Source organism: Streptomyces sp. NPDC043176 (assembly GCF_056436715.1).
On the sequence record NZ_JBWKCA010000011.1, the window covers coordinates 210,281 to 225,581 of the forward strand.

Below are 15,301 nucleotides of genomic sequence, written 5' to 3' on the forward strand. Positions count from 1 at the left end.
ACCGGCCGTGACCGGGCGAAGCGGCCGCGTCTCCCGACGCGCCCCAGCGGCCGTGACCGGGCGGGGTGGCCGGGTCTCCCGACGCGCCCCACCGGTCGCCGCCTAGGATTCCCGGGTGTTCACACAACGGACGTATCGAACGAATCGAAGGACCGTGGCCGCGGCGGTGCTCGCCGCCACCGCGCTCGTCGGCACCGCCTGCTCGCCCGGGACCGGCACCCCGGACTCCGGCGGCGGCTCGGGCGGGAAGTCGGCCGCGGCGGGTACGGCCCTGGCGGCGGTGGACGCCCTCACGGTCAAGGGCCGCGCCCCGAAGACCGGGTACGACCGGGAGAAGTTCGGCCGCTCCTGGGCGGACGTCGACGGCAACGGCTGCGGCACCCGGGACGACATACTCAAGCGCGACCTGACCGGTGTCCGCTTCACGGACGGCCGTTGCAAGGTCGCCTCCGGCACGCTCGCCGACGACCCGTACACGGGCGGCACCGTCTCCTACGTCCGGGGTCGCAGCAAGGTCGACATCGACCACGTCGTCGCGCTCTCCGACGCCTGGCAGAAGGGCGCGCAGAAGTGGGACGGGGAGACCCGGCGCCGCTTCGCCAACGACCCGCTCAACCTCCTCGCCGTCGACGCCTCCGCCAACCGCCGCAAGTCCGACGGCGACGCGGCCACCTGGCTGCCGCCGAACAAGGACTACCGCTGCGCGTACGTGGCCCGGCAGGTCGCGGTGAAGAAGAAGTACGGGGTGTGGGTGACGGAGGGGGAGCGGGACGCGATGAAGCGGGTCCTCGGCGGCTGTCCGCAGCAGGAACTCCCTTAAGGGGAGGCCCTGTCGGGAAACTTTCACCAAACCGACTGGAAAGTTGGTTGGTGTAGAAGGCAGCGATCTCTACTCTGGTCGCATGGACCTCGACATATCGACCCTCGCCGAACGACCCGAGCTCGAAGGGTCGATGTGGTCCATGAAGGACCTGTGGCCCGAGTTCATGATGTACGACCCGGTCGGCTGGGCGAACATGGGCCGGATCGTCCGGGAGTTCCCGGAGTACGTGCTCGTCGCCACCGACGCGACGGGCTCGGTCGTCGCCCGTGGCTTCAGCGTGCCCTTCCGGCTCGACGCGGAGGGCCGCCGCGGGCTGCCCGCCCGGGGGTGGGACGAGGTCCTCAACTGGGCCTTCTCCGACCTGCGGCACGGCCGGGAGGCCGACACCGTGAGCGCGATCGAGATCACCGTCGACCTCGGCCACCTCGGCAAGGGCCTCTCGCACCGGATGCTCGCCGCCATGCGGGAGAACGTCCGCCGGCTCGGCTTCGCCGAACTGGTCGCGCCGGTCCGCCCCAACGGCAAGCACCTGGAGGCGGAGACCTCCATCCACGAGTACGCCTTCCGCACCCGCGAGGCCGACGGTCTGCCGCACGACCCGTGGCTCCGTGCCCACGTGCGCGCGGGTGGCCGCATCGAGGCGGTGGCCCCGGCCTCGATGACCGTCTCCGGCTCGGTCGAGGAGTGGCGCGCGTGGACCGGACTCCCCTTCGACGCGGACGGCCCCGTCCGGGTCGACGGCGCGCTGGTGCCGGTCCACTGCCAGGCCACGCGCGGCTACGCGGTCTACGTCGAGCCCAACGTCTGGGTGCGCCACCGCGTCTGACGCACGCGCGTACGGCGGGGTGCGCGGAGTCCCGGGACCGGGTGTGAGGTCGGGTACGTGCACGCGGGGCGGGGCCGCTCCCCTGTGGCGGCCCCGCCCCGCGTGCGCGTCCGTGCGGCTCAGTCGGTGACGACGACGTCCTCGGCCGCCGGGACCTTGGCCACGACGGGCTGTCCGTAGTGGGAGAACGTGATCGTCCCGGGCTCCTCGCCGCCCTTCGTGACGATCCTCAGGACGTACGGGGTGCCTTCCGCGGCGACGTAGACCGTGCTCGTCTCGCCGGCGTCGCCCGGCTCCGTGAGCGCCAGTGCCCGGTGGCCGTCGACGGTGGTCTCGGCGCCCCTCGCGATGTCGGTCGAGCCCGGCTCGAACCCGTCGAGCAGCTCGTCCAGGTCGCAGAGCTCCAGCATCCCGTCGGAGTCGGCCTCGCTCGCGGACGACTTCACCCAGCGTCCCTTGAGCTCCTTGACCATGGCGTCCTGCGCCTCGGGGCCGTCCTCCTTGACCTGCTCGCGGAGGAAGGCCTCGTCGAAGCGCAGGTAGACGTCCTCGTCGTCGGCCTTGACGATCTCCACCGTGTTCTTCGCGCCCATGGTCAGCGTGCCGGCGCACTTCCCCTGCCCGTCGAGGGACAGATAGGCCTTCACCGGCTCGACGGGGGACTTGACGTCGACGTCGACGGTCAGCGACTTCGCCGTCCTCGTCGCCGCGAACGCCTTGTCGACGACCTCCGATCCCGTCAGCCCGCCGAAGGGCCCCAGCGGCTCCGGGTCGTCCATGAAGTGGCCGCAGCCGGTGGCGCCGCCCGCGACCGCGGCGCACAGGAGTGCGGCTGCGGCGGTACGAGCGGTACGAGCGGTGCGGTGGGTCCGGGGGCGGGTGAGGGCGCGCATGGGGGTGTCTCCGATGGGGGTCGTACGGGCGGTGGGGGCCCCTGAGGGCCCCCGGTCCTGGTGGGGCGGGTGGTTCCGGGGTGTGCGGGAGGGTCTGGTGCCGGTTCTGCTCGGCGGTGCCTGGTCCCGGCCGGCGGTGCCTGGTCCGGCTGGGTCAGCCGACCTTCAGCTCCCACTGGGAGGCGTCGTAGGTGAAGCCGGGGTTGACCTCGACGGTCAGGTTCTTGGCGTTCTTGGGGGCGTCGAAAGCGACGGTGATGGTGGCCTTCTTGCCGGGCATGATGGTGCCCTCGAAGCCCGCGCCGATCTGGTCGTCGAAGATCTGCTCGGCGGCGACGCCGTTCGTGCCGGCCGTCGCGCTCAGGGACACCAGGGTGGTGTCGAACTTCTCCTTGCCGCCGTTCTCGATGACGACGGTGACCTTGTAGGCCGTGTTGCCCTTGGTGTGGCCGATCGCGTACTCACCCGGCGTGTACGCCTTCGGGTCCGAGACGGTGACCTTGAGGTCGTCGTCGTAGACCGAGGTGTCGCCGTCGGCGAGGCCCGCGCCCTTGTCCTTCTTGCCGGCGTCGTCGGCGGGGGCGTCGGAGGCGGCGCCGGACGGGGTCTTGGGCGACGCGGACGGGTCCTTCGGGGCCGAGTCCTTGACCGCCTTGTCGATCTCCTCGACCGCGTCGCTGACGGCCGTGACCGTGATGACCAGGCCGACGACCGAGAGAATCAGGGACGCGAGGCCCAGGATCGCGCCGGTGAGCGCCACTCCCTTGTTGTTCGCCTCGCGGCGCTTCACGCGCCCCCTGGCGACGAGGCCCAGGATCAGGGCGATCAGGCCGAGGATGCCCGCCAGCCAGAAGAGGAGCGGGATGAGGCCGGAGACCGTGCCGATGATGCCGAGGATCAGGGCCGCGGTGCCGAGCCCGTTGCGCATGACCTGCGGAGCGGCAGGCGGGACCTGGGTGTCGTACGACATGAGTGTGTCCTCCCGGACAGTGAAGATGTCTGGCGCGATGGGTCAATCACAGCAGAGGCTGTGAACCGAGTCAACACGGTTCACGAAAAACGAGTCTGCTCACGCTGTGAAGTGGTGTCCGCGACGTTCGTCGTTAGGATGGGTGTCACACGGAGGACCAGCAGGACGAGCAGGACGAGCAAGCGGCGAACCAGGGGAGATGGGTCACGTGCCGGAGCGCGCAGCGGACGCAGGCGGCGGAGAGACGAGCGGCGAAGAGGTGATCGGGACCGAGGTGACCGCCGCCGGCATCGCCCGGCTCGCCGGGGTCGGCCGGGCGGCCGTCAGCAACTGGCGCCGCCGCCACGCCGACTTCCCCAAGCCCGTCGGCGGCACGGAGGCGAGCCCGTCCTTCGCCCTCGCCGACATCGAGCAGTGGCTCCGCGACCAGGGCAAACTGGCCGAGGTCCCGCTCCGCGAGCGGGTCTGGCAGCAGATCGCCGGCCACCCGGCGGGCGCCGTCACCGCCCTCGTCCACGCCGGGTGCGCCCTCCTCCTCGTACGGGAGCGGTCCGCGGCCTGGCCCTCGCTCGCCGAACTCCCCGACGACCGGCTGGTCGAGGTGCTGCCCGTCGCCCTGGAGGAGACGCTCGGCGAGCGCCTCGGCCACGCGCGGCCCGTCCCCACCCCCACCAGCTCCGCGCTCGCGGCCTCCGTCCCCCTCCTGCGCGGGGCCGCCGAACTGGCGGCCGAGACCGGGGTCCGCCCGGCGTTCGAGTTCCTGCTCGGCCGTCACCTCGACGCCAACCCCCGGCAGTACACGCTGACCCCGTCCGGCCCCGCCGCCCTCATGGCGGCCCTCGCCATCGGTGCGGGTGCGGGTGCGGGTGCGGGCACGGAGCCGGACGCCGCCACGGGCGCGGCCGGAGAGGCCGACGCCGCCCCCGTCACCGTCCTCGACCCCGCCTGCGGCACCGGCAGCCTGCTCACCGCGGTCGAGCGCCCCGGCGCCTTCTGCGGCCAGGACGCCGACCCCGACCTCGCCGCGCTCACCGCCCTGCGCCTGGCGCTCGCCACCGACGCCGACATCCGCGTCCGGTCCGGCGACAGCCTGCGCGCCGACGCCTACCCGTCGCTCGCCGCGGACGCCGTCCTCTGCCACCCGCCGTTCAACGAGCGCAACTGGGGCCACGACGAACTGGCCTACGACCCGCGCTTCGAGTACGGCTTCCCGGCCCGCACCGAGTCCGAACTCGCCTGGGTCCAGCACGCCCTGGCACGCCTCCGCCCCGGCGGCACCGCCGTCCTCCTCATGCCGCCCGCGGCCGCCTCCCGCCGCTCGGGCCGCCGGATCCGTGCCGACCTGCTGCGCCGGGGCGCCCTGCGCGCGGTCGTCGCCCTCCCGGCCGGCGCCGCGCCCCCGTACGGCATCCCGCTCCACCTCTGGGTGCTGCGCCGGCCCGCCCCGGGCGAGCGGTCGCCCGCCGAACTCCTCCTCGTCGACACCGCGTCCGAGCACGCCGGGCCCGCGCGGGACGCCCGCGACCGGATCGACTGGCCGGCCGTCCAGAACGCCGTGCTGGAGGCGTGGACGCCCTTCGACCGGGACGGGAGCGTCGCCGGGACCCCGGGGGCGAACCGGTCCGTGCCCGTCGTCGAACTCCTCGACGACGACGTCGACCTCACCCCCGCCCGCCACCTGCCGCCCCCGGCCGCCGCCGAGGGCGCGGCCCAGCTGGCCGGGGTGCGCGAGCGCCTGACGGAGACCCTGCACCGGACCAGGGAGCTGACCCCGCCGCCCGTGACCGACCCGGCCGCCGCCGGAGGCGGGCCGGTCGGCCGCCCGACGACCACCGTCGGCGAACTGGCCAGGGCCGGGGCGCTGACCCTGCGCGCCGGCGGCGCGGGCACGACCCCCGCCGCGTCCCCGGTCCCCGTCCTCACCGACCACGACGTCCTGGCCGCCCAGCCGCCGTCGGGCACGCTCCCCGACGGCCCGCCGGAGGAGCCGGTCCTGCTCGCCGCGGGCGACGTCGTCGTCCCCGTCCTGGGCGGCGGCGCGGCCGTCCGGGTCGTCGACGCCTCGGCGGAGGGCGCCGCGCTCGGCCGCAACCTCCAGCTCCTGCGCCCCGACCCGGCGGCCCTCGACCCCTGGTTCCTGGCCGGGTTCCTCCGGGCCACCGCCAACAACCGGCAGGCCAGCAGCTACGCCTCCACCGCGACCCGGCTCGACGTCCGCCGCCTGCAGCTGCCGCGGCTGCCGCTGGCCGAACAGCGGCGGTTCGGGGACCGGTTCAGGGCCCTCGCCGAGTTCGAGGAGGCGCTGCGGCAGACGTCCCGGCTCGGGGACCAGCTCGTACAGGGCCTGTACGACGGCCTGGCGGACGGCACGGTCGCGCCCTGACCCACGCCCCCCCGGGGAGCCCTTCCCCGGGGGCCGCTCCTCTCGCTTCTCCCGCTCACTTCGACAACGGTTCCGGTCATCCCGGAACCGTTGTCCGCATCGGTGTATACGCTCGTCTCCGCATCCCGATCCGTCCGAGCAGGAGCAGCCGACATGTACGGCCCCCCGCAGGCCCCGCAGCCGCCGAAGAGCCCCGCCTCCGGCGGCCTGATCGCCCTGCGCGTGCTCTTCGCCGCGCTCCCGCTGCTCAGCTGCGGCTTCCTGGCCTGGGCCCCGCTGCTGCGGCTCGCGATCGTCACCCGCAGGGCGCTGGACTGGGTGCTGTGCGGCGTGGCGTTCGTCGCCGGCGCCGCCCTCTTCGCGTACGCGGCGGCCACCGGCGAGGAGGAGGGCAGCACCCTGGAGGCCTTCGTCGGCGTTGGCACGATCACGGTCCTCGCGGCCGGCTCGGTCACCTACTACCTGGTCGCCGAGATCCGCCACTTCGAGCGGCGCCGCACGGCCGCGGAGCAGGTGCCCCCGCCGTACCGGCCGCCCGGCCACTCCTACGGCGCCGACGGCTCGGCCGTCACGGTCCCGAGCCCGCTCGGCAGCCCCAACCCGTACACCTCCACCCCGCCCGAGCCCCCGGTCCAGGCCCCCCAGCCGCCCGCCGCGCCGCGGATCGAGCAGGTCCGCGCCGAGCTCGACGAGCTGAGCGACCTGCTCCGCAAGAACGCCCCGGAAGGTGAAGACCGCAGGTGAACGGGCGTGTCATCGGCGGGCGTTACGAGCTCGCCACCGTCATCGGCCAGGGCGGCATGGGCCAGGTCTGGACGGCGTACGACGGACGGCTCGACCGCCGGGTCGCGGTGAAGCTGCTCCGGCCGGCGACCATGACCGGCCCCGCCACGGCGGCCGAGGAACTGCGGCGCCGCTTCGTCCGCGAGTGCCGGGTGACCGCACACGTCGACCACCCCGGCCTGGTGACCGTGCACGACGCGGGCAGCGACGGCGACGACCTCTACCTCGTCATGCAGTACGTGGAGGGCGCCGACCTCGCCGACCACCTCGCCGAACACGACCCGTACCCATGGGAGTGGGCGGTCTGCGTCGCCGCGCAGCTGTGCGCGGTGCTCGCCGCCGTGCACGCGGTGCCGATCGTGCACCGCGACCTCAAGCCGCGGAACGTGATGATCCGCCCCGACGGCTCCGTCACCGTCCTCGACCTGGGCGTCGCCTCCGTCCTCGACACGGACACCACCCGCCTCACCCAGACCGGCTCGCCGATCGGCAGCCCGGCGTACATGGCGCCGGAGCAGGCCATGGGCGGTGCCGTCGGCCCGTCCACCGACCTGTACGCGCTCGGCGTCCTGCTCCACGAACTCCTCAGCGGTGACGTACCGTTCGCCGGCTCGACCGCCCTGGGCGTCCTGCACCGCCACCTGTACGAGCCCCCGGTGCCGATCCGGCAGATCCGGCCCGAGGTCCCCGAGCCCCTCGAAGCCCTCGTCCTGCGCCTCCTCGCCAAGGACCCGCAGGCCCGCCCGTCCGGCGCCCACGAGGTGTACGAGCACCTGCTCCCGCTCCTTCCCGCGCGGGGCGCCCCCACGGGCCCGATGGACCCCACCCGCCCCTTCCTCCGTCCGCACGCCCCCTGGCCGGCCCGGCCCGCCACCGCGCCGCCGCCGACCGTGCCGGTCCCCGTTCCCGTACAGGCGCCGACGCCGCCCCCGCCACCGGCCGCACCCGCGGTTCCCCGGCACGACCCCCGCACCGACCCCCGGGTCCCGCTCGGCGCCGCGGCCGCCCCGCGCACCGACCTCGCCGCCGCCGTGGACGAGGTCAAGCGGCTGCTCGGCGAGGGTTCGCTCACCCAGGCCGTGGACCTCCTCGGCGGCATCCTGCCCGCGGCGGCCGCCGAGCACGGCGAGCGCTCGCCCGTGGTGCACATCCTGCGCAAGCAGTACGCCTCCACCCTCATGGACGACGGCCAGTACCGCCGCGCCCTCCCCGAGCTCCGCCGGCTCGCGGAGGACCGCGACGCGGAGGCCGGGCCCGCGGACCCCGGGACCCTCCAGTTCCGGTACGACGCCGCCCTGTGCCTGGAGCAGCTGGGCGAGACGGCCGCCGCGCTCGCGGAGTTCCGCGCGGTCCTCCCGTACTACGAGCACGACCTCACCCGCGCCTTCGACATCCGCCGCCGCGTCGGCCTGCTCCTCCTCGCCACCGGCGAGCACACGGCCGGGCAGGACCAGCTCCAGCGCCTCCTCTTCGACGCCGAGCGCTCCTACGGCCCCTATCACCCGCTTCCGGTCGACTTGCGCCGTTCCCTGGACCACCAGCGGCAGCTGGGTCCCCGTCCCTGACGGTCACCCAGTGGTCTCCTGTCGGTCGCCTCAGGGCCTTCTGACACCCCGCCAGGATCACGACTCCGCAACTGATCCGGAAGTGGATCTCCCTGATCCTTTTTGCCTGTTTTGTTGCATGTAACGTTCGCGTCTGATCACGCCAACGTCCCCAAGGAATCCCTCATGACGACGCCGTCCGCGCCCCTCACCCCCGAGCAGCAGCCCGCCGCTCCCGCTCCGGCCAAGAAGGGCAGCGCGATCCTCAAGAAGGTCGGCGGCGTCATCGTCGCGATCGTCATCGCCCTCGCCGTCAAGTTCGGTCTGCCCCACCTGACGGGCGACGCCCCGGTCCACGCCAAGGCCGGCGAGTGCGTCACCGTGACCGGCTCCGACAACGACCCCAAGGTCGACACGGCGGACTGCTCCTCCGGCAAGGCCGACCTCTTCAAGGTCGTCAAGGTCTACGACGACACCTTCGACCTCGACAAGTGCGGCACCGAGCTCTCCGCTCTCGCCCAGCAGCTCGAGTCCGACAAGTTCGTCCTCTGCCTGGAAGAGGTCGCCAAGAAGTAACCCCCACACACCCTAAAGGGCCGGAACCCACGGGTTCCGGCCCTTTCGCGTTGCCCCGGACCAGGTGGTGGTTCACCGGGTCGAGGGCGGCCACGACGCGGCGGGTCCGGACGTCCCTTCAAGTACCCAGGGCAAGTACCAACCCCACCCCACCTGCTGTAGGAGGACACGCTGAGGGGGCGTCACCCACACGAGCGAACTATCCCAACTCGACTGGATTTCAGGGGGCTTGCCTGGCATATGCTCGCGGCGACTTGAGCGGGAAATAGTTCGGCCCCCGCCCGGGACTCGCAATCCCGACGAGGGCCTGACCAACGAGGAAGCAGGAACTTCCCCATGGGTAAGCACAACCCTAGCGCGGCCATGCCCCGCGCGGGCGTCATCCACGCCAACGTCGCCCACACCGCGCACTACACGGTTGTCGGCAACCACCTCGCGCAGCACGAGCACCTCTCGCTCACCGCGATCGGCCTCGCCGCCCACATCCAGTCCCTCCCCGCCGGCTCCCCCATCGGCATCAAGCGCCTCGCCGACCGCTTCCCCGAGGGCGAGGTCCGCATCGCCTCCGCCCTCCGTGAGCTGGAGTCCCACGGCTACCTCCACCGCCTCCGCGAGCGCCTTCCCAGCGGCCGGATCGTCACGCGCACGATCTCCCGCAACAACCCGCCGGCTGGTGGGGACTTGAGGGCAGGGCAGGATCAGGGACAGGGCGCGGCCCCGCAGACGGCGCAGAGCGAGGCCCGGCGCGGGACGCAGGGTGCGGTCCCGCGCGCGGCGCGAGGCCCGATCCCGTACTCGGCGCAGGGCTCGGTGCCGTCCCCGGCCCAAGACCCGGCGGACCGAACCCCCGCCGCCGCCCCATTCGCTGCCGAGGCCCCCGCCGCCTCCGTCGTCGTCCCGGACGCGGCCTCCGCCCCCGCCGCTCCCGTCGTCCCGGACGCGGCCGCCGGGCCGTCCGCGCAACCCGTACGCCGGGAGGCGGACCGGCTCCCGGAAGGCCCGGCGGCCGACTTGTTGCTCGATCTGCGTCGCCACGAGCCGCGCATGCTGCTCTCCGCGAGGGACGTCCGGTACCTGGCGCCCGCCGTCGACGCGTGGTTCGCGCGGGGTGCGACACCGGACGCGGTCCGTGGCGTGCTGCTCGCCGACCTCCCGGCTCCCCTCAAGCACCCGGCGGGCCTCCTGTCCCACCGCCTGAACACCCTCCTCCCGCCGCCCCTCCCCGCCGCGCCCCGCACCCAGGCCACTGCGCCGATGCGGCACTGCGTCACCTGCGAGGAGGTCGCCTTCCGTGCCTGGGAACCGAGTCAGTGCCCCGCCTGCCGCGCGGACGCGGACGAGGCGGCGGCCGGGGAAGCGGGGGACAGCGTCGCCGCGTGACGCCCTGGGGCGGGCGCGGCGATCGCGGACCCTCCGTGCCGGTGCCTCAGGCGTCGAGCCGCCCGCCCTTGACTCCGGCGACGAAGGAGGACCATGCGGCGGGCCCGAAGACGAGCGCGGGGCCGGCGGGAGTCTTGGAGTCACGGACGGGGACGACGGGGAGGGCGTCGGCGACTTCGAGGCAGTTGCCGCCGTCGTTGTTGCTGTAGGAGCTCTTGCGCCACGTGATGCTGCTCAGATCGACGGCTCGCACGATGCTTCCTCCAAGTTCCACATGATGAACTTCCGTGAATCCGCCGGGGAAAGCGCCAGATCACGGACCCGATCGTAGCGGAGCTGCAGTCGCTCGACGGCTGCCGGTTCTTCCACGAGATCGCCCGAGTGACCCGTCTCCACCCAGGCCACCGGGCGTCCGTCCGTCAGCCGCAGGAACATCACGTCCGTGGTCGTCAGCGCGTGTGGGCCCGCCGCGTGCGGCATGACTTGGATCGTGATGTTCCGTCGTTCGCCCATGCTCAGCAGGTGCTCCAACTGCTCACGCCACGCGGTGAGGTCCGGCAGCGCTGTGCGGAGCACTGTCTCCGAAAGGATGGCTCGGAACGGCGGTGCGTCGTCTCCTGCCAGGAGCTCGCGACGACCTATCCGCGCTTCCACCTGAGCGGTCAGTTCCTCACCGTCCATGCCGCTCGTCGCCAGGAAGGTCCGAGCGTAAGCGGGTGTCTGGAGAAGGCCTGGCACTGCCCCCACCGCGTAGTACCAGAGGCTCATCGCCTCTGCCTCCAGCGTCATGTACCGCCGGTACTTCTCCTTGAACTGCGTAGGGTCCCCCACCGCCAGCTCCCACAGCGCCAGCAGCATCGTCGCCGTCCCGTAGTACTGGTCCAGCGCCTGGACCACCTCCGGTCCGCCGACCGTCTCGCCCTTCTCCATCTTCGAGAACAGCGACCAGTCCCATCCCAGCGCCTCGCCGAGCTTCCGGAGGCTGAGGCCCCGTTCGGTGCGGAGCAGTTTCAGCTCTTCGGCGAACCGTTTCCTGGGCTCCTGGCTGCGGCCCGTGACCACGCGTCTCGTCGGCATCGCGCGTACTCCCTTGTGGAAGATGTGGAACTACCCGCGCGACCTGGGGAAGTACGGCCCGCCACCGCTCCGGGTTGCCGGTGTCCCGGTCCATTGTCGTAGTGCCGGGATCACAGAGGGTAGTCCACGGAGAGGAGCGGAATCCATGGAACGAGGGGCCTGGGTCTACGACCAAGTGGCGGGTGCGGTAGGTGAGTTCAAGGGGAGCGCTGGGCCCTATGTGATGCTGCGGCCGGTCGGGGGCGGCCGTGAGTGGCAGGCGGACCCGGCCGACGTGAGGCCGGCCACCCCCGCCGAGCGGCTGAGCGCCGGGGTGCGCGTCGCCAACGACAGGGCTCGTGCCGGTCGGGCCCCGCAGCCGGCGCCGGACCTGAGCCGTCCGCCGGAACCCGTGGAGCACTGCGTGGCGTGTGCGCTGCTCGTACGGGAACGGGGCGAGGCGCGGCGCCGGTTCGACCACAGTGCGGTGACGGACGCGAACGTGCTGCTCAGGCGCCACTTGTGGGAGGACCACCGCTGAAGGGCGGCTTAATTCGGAGGAGCGGGCGGGCGGGGGCGTGGCAGGGTCGGGCCATGTCCAATGACGTCGCGTATCCGGTGTTCCGTAGTGCCGACCGTGGGGAAGCGCTGCGGGTGGCCAGGCAGTTGGTGGAGTACGGCCGGGAGTCGTTCAGCGAGGTGGGTGTGGAGGTCGAGGCGCACACCGTGGACGAGTTGAAGCGGCTGGGCGGGGAGCTGCCGGAGGCGTGGGTGATGTGCTGGGACGACCGGAGGGCGCCGGAGGTGCCGCCGCCGGGACTGCCGGACCTGACGCATCCGATCCGCGCCCGGGATCTGCCGGAGGATCTGGGGGGTGCGGAGGCGTATCTGCCGGTGACCTTGTCGATCGAGGAGGAGCCTGTGGGCAGCCTCGAGGACGGCTTCGTGGCGGCGGTCGGTGCGTCGTCGGGCGCGGTCAACTGGGAGAGCCTCGAATGGCCGGAGGTGCCGGATCGGGGCTTCTGCGGGGAGTTCAAACACGCCGAGGTCACGCTCGTCCTCAACAACGACTCGCGTGAACTCGACGTGCCCGCCGACACGCACCTGGTCCTCGTGCACGTCCGCCGCCGCAACGGCGACGGTTACGAGGAGGAGCGGGTCCAGTGGCTGGCCGAGCGGTTCGGCCACGGGGTCATCGGCCCGCCGCAGCACCTGTGAGGGGCGTCGGGACTACCGGGGGCCGCGCTTCATGGCCCACAGGGTCGGTCCGCCGCCCGGGAGGGCGAACTCGCCGACGACGGTGAAGCCGAAGTGCTCGTAGACCGGGAGGTTGTCGGGCTTGGAGGACTCCAGGTAGACCGGCATGCCCGCCGCGTCGGCCTTGGCGAGGCCGGAGCGGAGGAGCGCGGAGCCGTGGCCCTGGCCGCGGGCGGCGGGGTCGGCGCCGATGACGGCGAGATACCAGTGGGGTTCGGTCGGCCCGTGTTCGGCGGCCGCCATGACGGCCTCGCGGAAGACCGGGGCGCGGTCGCCGAGGATCCCGACGAGCTCCTGGACGGTCTCCGCGTCGGGGACGGCCTTGTCGGCGCCCTCGGGCGCCACCCAGAAGGCGGCGGCCGACTCGGTGCGCTCGCAGACGCCGTGAAGGCCGTACTGGCGGGTGAAGAGGGTGGTGAAGTAGCGGCCGAGGCCCGACTCGCGGGTGGCGGCGTCGGGGAAGAACCACTGCATCATCGGGTCGTCGCCGAAGGCGGAGGCCAGGGTGTGGCCGACCATGCGAGCGTCGTCGATCGTGGCCGTCTTCGGTGTGTTCGCTAGGGGCATACGGGTCATTCTGCACCCGTAATGATCTTGGTCGGGGCGGGGGGTGGCCCTCCGCGTTCCGGGCCTGGTCAGGCGGCCTGAGGGCGGGTGCGGAGCAGGCGTACGGCTGCCGTGGCGGGAAGGGCGACGGCCACGCCGAGGAGGACGAGCAGTTCCGCCGGGCCGACACGGGCGGCCAGGAGGAACGCGCCCAGGGTGGCCACGACCGGCGTCGCGAGGGCGAGCGCGGTGGCGAGGACCTTGGTGCGCCGGTCCCACACGGGGGAGGTCCACAGCAGCCCGAGGCCCGCCGCGAGGGCGACCAGACCGGCGAACGCGGAGGTGAGGGCGGCGACCCCGCTGACGCCGAGGAGGACGGCGGTGGCGACGGTCCGCGACGACCGGGACGGCGCCTCGGGCGCGGCGGGCGCGGCGGGCGTCACCAGGGTCTCGGGCTCCTCCGCGCGGGCGGCGGCGACGATGGCGGAGGGGGTGCCGAGCCGTTCGAGGGCGGCGCGGACGGCCTCCGGGTCCTGCTCGTCGCCGACGGCGACGGCGAGGTGTTCGCGCAGGTCGGCGAGGAGTTCCTCGCGGCGCCCGGCGGGGAGGAAGGACGCCTCGCGCCCGATCGTCGTCAGGTAGTCGGTCACGAGGGGGTGTTCGGTGCCGGTCATGCGGAGCCTCCGTGGGATGCGGTCAGGAAGTGGTCGACGCCGTCGCGGAAGCGCGGCCAGCTCTCGGCGAACTCGGTGAGCGCGGTCCTGCCGGGCGCGGTGAGGGTGTAGTAGCGGCGGGCGGGGCCGGTGGCGGACTCGCGCAGCTCGGTGTCGACGAGTCCGTCGCGGCGCAGCCGGGACAGCAGGGGGTAGATCGTTCCCTGGCTGGTCGTCATGACGCTGACGGCGGCCAGCTCGTCGAGGATCTCGACGCCGTAGCGGGGGCCGTCGCGCAGCAGGGCGAGGACGCAGTACTCCAGCACACCCTTGCGCAGCTGGCTGGCGACCTTCCCGGTCGCCTCGGATCTTGCTTCGCCAGGAACCATGTAATGCAAGATACCCCCGACGGGGCCGCCGATCAACGGACGACCGCGCACGACACCACGAGCCCCAGCCCCGACCCGGCCGGAGGGGGAAGTCATCCGGCCGGACCGGCGGGGAGGGGCTCGACTCGGCTGCGGGGGTGAGGGATCGAGGGGGGCGACCCCGAACCGACCGGAGGGTTCGACTCCGGATGGCCGGAAGGGGCGACGGGCTTGACGTCGAGATGGCCGGAAGGGCGACGGGTCTTGCCCCGAGGCGGCCGGAGGAGCGACGGGCTCGGCCCCGGGACGGCCCGGAGAGGGCCCGGCCCGGGGCCGCTCCTACCGGGCGCCCGCTGTCGCGAGGGCCCGTTCCCGCATGCCGCGGAGAGTGGCGAGCTCGTCGGCGTAGCCCGCGCCGAGGGTCTTCTCGGCGTCGGCCTGGGCCGCCGTGACGACGGCGGTGAGGCCGGTGGCGGCCTGGCAGTCGGCGTCGGCCCTGGAGAGTTTCAGCTCGACGCCGGCGACGGCGTGGAGCCCGGCCTGGTCCCGGCCGGCCTGGCGGAGCTGTCGGTCGACCGTGGACCGCGGGTCGCCGAAGGTCTTCGCCGCCGTCCCCGCCTTCTTCATGCAGGCGCTCCAGGAATCCTGCGCGGCGAGGTAGCGGCGGTCGGTCCTGACCTTCTCGACGACCGCGTCGCCCAGGACCTGGAAGGTGTTGAAGAGCTCGTAGTAGTCAGGCCCGTAGAGGCGGGACACGGCGTCGCTGACGCAGGAGTCGGCCTGGTAGAAGAACTCGCGCTCCAGGGGCATCGCCAGGTTCACCCGGTGGGCGGGGGTGCCGAGCAGGGCGTCCTTCCAGCGGGTGTTCGCGGCCTCGGCGGCGTTGGCGTCTGTCGGCGGTCGCATCGACAGCGTGGTGCTCGTGATGCCGTAGCCGTCGTTCATCGCCTGGGCGACGGTGAGCAGTCCGTACGGGTTGGTGTCGGCCAGGTGGTTCCCGGTGGGCAGGGGCTGGGGGTGGTACGTGAACCCGCGCCGTTTCATGCAGGCGGCGACGAGGTCCTCCTCCGCCGCGCGCAGGGCCGTGAGCTGCGACCCGGGGTAGTGGGTGACGCCCTGGAAGGGGCGGGGTGCGGGGAGTGGCGCGGGGCCGGGTGCGGCGGTGCCGCCGGACGTCGAGCATCCGGCGGCACCGAGACCCAGAAGCAGCGCCACGGCGGCGGTGCGACTTCCGGAGGTCATC

At 73.2% G+C, this 15,301-nt stretch carries 17 protein-coding genes; 9 read left to right on the plus strand and 8 right to left on the minus strand.

Translation table 11 applies throughout. The annotated features are described in order from the left end of the window. Window positions 1–154: 154 nt before the first annotated feature. A complete protein-coding gene (locus AC067A_RS20180) occupies window positions 155–820 on the plus strand; it encodes an HNH endonuclease family protein (protein ID WP_479243839.1) in 666 nt (221 codons plus the stop codon). A gap of 82 nt (window positions 821–902) precedes the next feature. Next, entirely contained in the window at window positions 903–1,649 is a 747-nt protein-coding gene (locus tag AC067A_RS20185) for an N-acetyltransferase (RefSeq protein WP_479243840.1), read from the plus strand. Window positions 1,650–1,768: 119 nt separating this feature from the next. Here AC067A_RS20185 and AC067A_RS20190 read toward each other — a convergent pair whose 3' ends face one another. Together AC067A_RS20190 and AC067A_RS20195 are read right to left on the minus strand one after the other, a co-directional pair. Then, entirely contained in the window at window positions 1,769–2,542 is a 774-nt protein-coding gene (locus tag AC067A_RS20190; protein ID WP_479243841.1) for a hypothetical protein, read from the minus strand. Between the two features lie 154 nt (window positions 2,543–2,696). Continuing rightward, entirely contained in the window at window positions 2,697–3,512 is an 816-nt protein-coding gene (locus AC067A_RS20195) for a DUF4190 domain-containing protein (protein ID WP_479243842.1), read from the minus strand. Window positions 3,513–3,786: 274 nt separating this feature from the next. Here AC067A_RS20195 and AC067A_RS20200 point away from each other — a divergent pair, with 274 nt between their 5' ends. The 5 genes from AC067A_RS20200 to AC067A_RS20220 all read left to right on the plus strand — a co-directional run bounded on the left by AC067A_RS20200 (window position 3,787) and on the right by AC067A_RS20220 (window position 10,178). After that, a complete protein-coding gene (locus tag AC067A_RS20200) occupies window positions 3,787–5,895 on the plus strand; it encodes an N-6 DNA methylase (RefSeq protein ID WP_479243917.1) in 2,109 nt (702 codons plus the stop codon). 153 nt (window positions 5,896–6,048) lie between these two features. Further along, complete coding sequence (locus AC067A_RS20205) at window positions 6,049–6,639, plus strand: hypothetical protein (RefSeq protein ID WP_479243843.1); 591 nt, start codon at window positions 6,049–6,051, stop codon at window positions 6,637–6,639. Beyond that, window positions 6,636–8,243 (plus strand): protein kinase domain-containing protein, encoded by a 1,608-nt coding sequence (locus tag AC067A_RS20210; RefSeq protein WP_479243844.1) that lies wholly within the window; start codon window positions 6,636–6,638, stop codon window positions 8,241–8,243. Before AC067A_RS20205 ends, AC067A_RS20210 begins: the two co-directional genes overlap by 4 nt. Window positions 8,244–8,408: 165 nt before the next feature. After that, window positions 8,409–8,798 carry an LppU/SCO3897 family protein gene (locus AC067A_RS20215; protein WP_479243845.1) on the plus strand — a complete coding sequence of 130 codons (390 nt, stop codon included), beginning with the start codon at window positions 8,409–8,411 and terminating at the stop codon, window positions 8,796–8,798. A gap of 336 nt (window positions 8,799–9,134) precedes the next feature. Continuing rightward, window positions 9,135–10,178 carry a helix-turn-helix domain-containing protein gene (locus AC067A_RS20220; RefSeq protein WP_479243846.1) on the plus strand — a complete coding sequence of 348 codons (1,044 nt, stop codon included), beginning with the start codon at window positions 9,135–9,137 and terminating at the stop codon, window positions 10,176–10,178. Window positions 10,179–10,224: 46 nt separating this feature from the next. On the opposite strand, the gene AC067A_RS20225 is transcribed toward AC067A_RS20220, so the two are convergent. Then, window positions 10,225–10,431, minus strand: a complete 207-nt coding sequence (locus tag AC067A_RS20225) for a DUF397 domain-containing protein (protein ID WP_479243847.1) — start codon at window positions 10,429–10,431, stop codon at window positions 10,225–10,227. Next, window positions 10,413–11,255: a helix-turn-helix domain-containing protein gene (locus AC067A_RS20230; RefSeq protein WP_479243848.1), complete on the minus strand. Its 843-nt coding sequence runs from the start codon at window positions 11,253–11,255 to the stop codon at window positions 10,413–10,415. Before AC067A_RS20230 ends, AC067A_RS20225 begins: the two co-directional genes overlap by 19 nt. A 145-nt stretch (window positions 11,256–11,400) precedes the next feature. Here AC067A_RS20230 and AC067A_RS20235 point away from each other — a divergent pair, with 145 nt between their 5' ends. Both AC067A_RS20235 and AC067A_RS20240 read left to right on the plus strand, forming a co-directional pair. Then, on the plus strand, window positions 11,401–11,775 hold the full coding sequence (locus tag AC067A_RS20235) for a hypothetical protein (protein ID WP_479243849.1): 375 nt from the start codon (window positions 11,401–11,403) through the stop codon (window positions 11,773–11,775). Between the two features lie 53 nt (window positions 11,776–11,828). Beyond that, a complete protein-coding gene (locus tag AC067A_RS20240) occupies window positions 11,829–12,452 on the plus strand; it encodes a hypothetical protein (protein ID WP_479243850.1) in 624 nt (207 codons plus the stop codon). Window positions 12,453–12,464: 12 nt separating this feature from the next. Here AC067A_RS20240 and AC067A_RS20245 read toward each other — a convergent pair whose 3' ends face one another. The 4 genes from AC067A_RS20245 to AC067A_RS20260 all read right to left on the minus strand — a co-directional run bounded on the left by AC067A_RS20245 (window position 12,465) and on the right by AC067A_RS20260 (window position 15,300). Next, window positions 12,465–13,067 carry a GNAT family N-acetyltransferase gene (locus tag AC067A_RS20245; protein WP_479243851.1) on the minus strand — a complete coding sequence of 201 codons (603 nt, stop codon included), beginning with the start codon at window positions 13,065–13,067 and terminating at the stop codon, window positions 12,465–12,467. 59 nt (window positions 13,068–13,126) lie between these two features. Next, window positions 13,127–13,711 (minus strand): HAAS signaling domain-containing protein, encoded by a 585-nt coding sequence (locus AC067A_RS20250; RefSeq protein ID WP_479243852.1) that lies wholly within the window; start codon window positions 13,709–13,711, stop codon window positions 13,127–13,129. Beyond that, entirely contained in the window at window positions 13,708–14,079 is a 372-nt protein-coding gene (locus AC067A_RS20255) for a PadR family transcriptional regulator (protein WP_479243853.1), read from the minus strand. Before AC067A_RS20255 ends, AC067A_RS20250 begins: the two co-directional genes overlap by 4 nt. 318 nt (window positions 14,080–14,397) lie before the next feature. Beyond that, window positions 14,398–15,300 carry a hypothetical protein gene (locus tag AC067A_RS20260; protein WP_479243854.1) on the minus strand — a complete coding sequence of 301 codons (903 nt, stop codon included), beginning with the start codon at window positions 15,298–15,300 and terminating at the stop codon, window positions 14,398–14,400. Between the last annotated feature and the right edge of the window lies 1 nt (window position 15,301).